Source organism: Lacinutrix sp. (assembly GCF_023299985.1).
Classification (GTDB): Bacteria; Bacteroidota; Bacteroidia; order Flavobacteriales; family Flavobacteriaceae; genus Lacinutrix.
Genome location: NZ_JALZVX010000016.1, coordinates 1 through 4,313 on the forward strand (window position 1 = coordinate 1; position 4,313 = coordinate 4,313).

4 protein-coding genes are annotated in these 4,313 nt (G+C 29.9%); 2 read left to right on the forward strand and 2 right to left on the reverse strand.

Going from position 1 to position 4,313, the window contains the following annotated elements; all coding sequences use genetic code 11:
* Positions 1–548, forward strand: a 548-nt coding sequence (locus Q0C58_RS01070; RefSeq protein WP_290696484.1) for a polysaccharide lyase family 7 protein, incomplete at its 5' end; no start/stop codon positions are given.
* A 191-nt stretch (positions 549–739) separates the two neighbouring features.
* Here the strand turns inward: Q0C58_RS01070 and Q0C58_RS01075 are convergent.
* Positions 740–1,870 (reverse strand): FAD-dependent monooxygenase, encoded by a 1,131-nt coding sequence (locus tag Q0C58_RS01075; RefSeq protein ID WP_290696486.1) that lies wholly within the window; start codon positions 1,868–1,870, stop codon positions 740–742.
* An 18-nt stretch (positions 1,871–1,888) separates the two neighbouring features.
* Positions 1,889–3,382, reverse strand: a complete 1,494-nt coding sequence (locus Q0C58_RS01080) for a YfcC family protein (protein ID WP_290696488.1) — start codon at positions 3,380–3,382, stop codon at positions 1,889–1,891.
* A 65-nt stretch (positions 3,383–3,447) separates the two neighbouring features.
* Between Q0C58_RS01080 and Q0C58_RS01085 the strand changes: the two genes are divergently transcribed.
* Positions 3,448–4,113 carry a uracil-DNA glycosylase gene (locus Q0C58_RS01085; protein ID WP_290696490.1) on the forward strand — a complete coding sequence of 222 codons (666 nt, stop codon included), beginning with the start codon at positions 3,448–3,450 and terminating at the stop codon, positions 4,111–4,113.
* Positions 4,114–4,313 lie beyond the last annotated feature (200 nt).

Consider the following 4,313-nt stretch of genomic DNA (forward strand, 5'->3'; position numbering starts at 1 on the left):
GTACTAATAATACTCAAAACCCAAGATCAGAATTAAGAGAGCTAACATCTAATGGTTCTACTGAAATTAATTGGGATGGAACAACAAATACAGAACATTCTATGAAATGGAAAGTAAGAATAGATGATTTACCTCCTTCTGGTAAAGTATGTTTTGGACAAATTCATGCAGAAAGCGGTTCTCAATTTGATGATGTAATTAGAGTGCAAGTACAAGGTAGTAGTGGACAAAACTCTGGTGAAGTAGATTTAAGAATTAACGGTTATGTTACAGAAGAGTTGTTAGGTAGTGGTCAAACGATATCTAATTTCACTTTTAATATGGATACAGAATATTATTTTGAATTAACTATGAGAAATGAAGTTGTTAGACTTTATTCTTTAAATTCTAATGGAACAAGGAATAGCACATTATTTACATCTGGAGATGTAGATTCTGATGGGAACTATTTTAAAGCTGGTTGTTATTTACAATCAACTCAAAGTAGTCACCATAGCTCTAATGTTTTTGGTCTAGTAGGTATAAAAGAATTAACAGTGTCTCATTAATTTTTATATTAATGTTTTAGTCAATAAAAAGAGGGAGATTTCTCCCTCTTTTTTATGTCTAATTTTCACCTTTTAAATGATGTTTAACTCATTCCTAATAGTTAACCAACATATCTCCTTTGCTACATTATTTAAGCTTAAACATAATAAATTATAGTCTATTTATAGTATGTGTTTTATAATAAATAGTTTTAATCTTTTAAATTGTAAACAGAGTGCATATTTCTATCAATTAGTTTTGTTGGTATTATACTAAATATATTATTCCTAATAGTAGTTCCCGTTTTTAAATTAGCAATTTTTCCTGTATACCAAGATTGTTTTACAATGCTATTAACACGTTTGTAGCGTTTCTTTTCAAACTGCTCGAAAATATTTTTGTTTTTGTTTTCGACAATTAGCTTGCCTAAATAATAAGCATCTTCAATAGCTTGAGCACCTCCTTGTCCCATATTTGGAGTAATAGCATGCGCAGCATCACCAATTAAACAAATAGTGTCTTTTTGCCAATGTTTAATGGGTTTTAAATCTGTAATATCGTTTCGTAAAATATCTTTTATATCTGTATTATTAATTAATTCTTGAACTATTGGATGAAAGTCTTTATAAAGTGTAGAAAGTTTTTCTTTTAAAACAGTTTTATCATCTTTTTGAAACGCTTCGCTATTTTTTACTGCAAACCAAGAGGTTTCGTTATTAGACAATTGAGATAAACCAAACCTGATACCTTTTCCCCACATTTCGATACCTCTATCTTTATATTCTGGAGGTAAGGCCGTTTTCATGACACCTCTCCAACAGGTTTGACCAGAATACCGAATCTGAGATTTTGTAAAGAGCTGTGAACGTACTTTAGAGTTTATACCATCTGCACCAATAAGGTATTTAGTTTCGGTTTGAGAACCATCTGTAAAGTCTACACTAACAGTATTATTTAATTGCTTAAAAGATTTGAATGCTTTATTCCAGTGGATTTTATCTTTAGGAATTGCTTCAATTAAAGCCAGCTGTAGTTTTGCACGATGAATAGCAAGTGTAGAAAAGCCATATTTCTCTTTTGCTGGTAATTGACTACTATCTACCAATAGTTTTAACTTTTCGTTAGATAGCGTAATACGATTTACAACATTACCAACTTTAAAAATAGCATCTAAAACACCTGCGAATTCTAATACTTGTAATGCATTTGGAGCTAACCAAATTCCTGCACCTAAAGCATTTGGTGCTTTAGATTTTTCAAATAATTGATATTTTATGTTTAATTTTTCGAAGACTAGAGCAGTGGTTAAACCACCAATTCCTGCACCTATAATTGTGTACATTTAGAAAGATTTTTCTTTCTATAAATATACAGAAACCGTCATTACTATTAAAGTAAATACTACCAGAATTATAAACAATGGCATAATGAATTTTAGCCATTTATTAAAGCCAACTTTTACTATTGCTAACGATGCTAAAATTAATCCTGTTGGGTTTATTAAGTAGAATAATCCCATACCATATTGATAAGCATTTACTACAATTTCTCTTCCAACACCAACACCATCTGCCAAAGGAGACATAATAGGCATTGTTAAAACTGCCATTCCAGAAGAACTTGGAATAAAAAATGAGAGTACAGCGTAAATACCTGTCATAGCACTTGCAAAAAGTCCTTTGTTCATTCCATTTGTTATATCACTTGCATAATATAGCATAGTATCACTAATTAAACCATCTGCCATAATTACTGTAATTCCTCTAGCAATTCCTATAATTAGTGCAACGCCTAATAAATCTCCAGCGCCTTTTACAAAAGTGTCTATAAAGGTAGATTCTTTAATGCCAGTAATAATCCCTATAAAAATAGCACCAACTAAAAAAGTTGCTGTCATTTCTACAAACCACCAATCTAGTGCTACAACACCAATAATCATGATTACAAAACATAAAGCAAAAACAAATAATGCTAAACGTAAACGCAAAGTAAACTTAACATTTTCATTGGAGTTATTTGAGAATAATGCTGCAATTTGTTTTTGCTGATGGTATATAATAGATTTTGTTGGATCTCTTTTAACACGGTTTGCATAGCGTATAATATAAATTATAGATAACGTTAAACATGCTAATAGCATAAATAATCTTCCAAAAACACCAGTTGTCCAGCTTATTCCTGCAGCGTCACTTGCAATAATTGTACTAAACGGATTGATTGTCGAGCACATAGTGCCAATAGAAGACCCTATAAATATACAAGCTACACCAACCAAGGCATCATACTTTGCAGCTAAAAACACTGGAATTAAAATAGGGAAGAAGGCAATGGTTTCTTCAGCAAAACCGAAAGTGGTTCCACCTAAAGCAACTAAAAGCGTAACTAATATTATTAAAACATATTCTCTACCTTTTAAGGCGCTTGCTAATGAAGCTATACCTGCATCAAAAGCACCTGTACTGTTAATTACACCTATTAGTCCTCCAATAATCAAAACTAAAAATATAATATCTGCTGCTTCTATTATTCCCTTTATTGGTGATTTAATAAACTCAAAAACACCTTGTGGTTTAGCTTCAAGCTTTTTATAAGTATTGGGAATATTAATAGCCTTATAAATGGCTCCACTTGTAAATTTCTCTAAAGGAATTTTAATAGATAATCCATCTAAGGTTGCTTGTGTTGCTTGAAGATTTTTAGAATTTTCTGTACTAGTTTGTGTAAAATTTTTAGTCTCTTTGTTATAAATTAAAGTATCGTATTTTCCAGCAGGTACAATCCATGTGAGAAGTGTTACTAATGCTGCAATAATTAATAAAATGGTTTGAGCTGAAGGAAATTTAATATTTTTCAAATTGAAATAAATTTTTATAGCTTTAAAGATAGTATTATTTTTATTCGGAATAACAAAAAAGCATAATGACAATAAATATAAATAACAGTTGGAAACCATATTTACAAGCAGAATTTAATAAACCATATTTTAAGAGTTTAATTGAGTTTGTAAATTCAGAATACAATAAAAATGAGTGTTTTCCGCCTGAAAAACTAATATTTAATGCTTTTGAAAAGTGTCATTTTAGTGATTTAAAAGTCGTTATTATTGGACAAGATCCTTATCATAATTACAATCAAGCCAATGGCTTATGTTTTAGTGTAAATGAAGCTATAAAATATCCACCATCATTACTAAACATTTTTAAGGAAATTGAAACCGATTTAAATATTCCTTATCCTAAAAGTGGAAACTTAGAGCGTTGGGCAGAACAAGGTGTGTTTTTACTAAATGCAACCTTAACAGTGCGTGCTCATGAAGCAGCAAGTCATCAAAAACAAGGTTGGGAAACCTTTACAGATACTGTTATTAAAACTATAAGTGATAATAAGGAAAATGTAGTTTTCCTTTTTTGGGGAGGTTTTGCCAAGAAAAAAACGAAACTAATTAATACTAAAAAGCATCACATTTTAACCTCGGGTCATCCTTCTCCTTTGAGTGCTAACCGTGGTTATTGGTTTGGTAATAAGCATTTTAGTAAAACTAATACTTTTTTAGAATCCATTAAATTAAAACCTATTAAGTGGTAATCTAAAAAAAAACAATATTTTTTTTTGCTTTTTGTAATTTTACAGCATAATTATCTACTAATAAAATAATATGCATTCAATTAAATGTAGATTTTTAAAATTGTATTATATTTGGTAAACCAATCTGGTAAACCAATTATTATATGGTTTAATAATACACGAAAGTAATACCTATGGCATTAAAATTTATATTTAAGAAG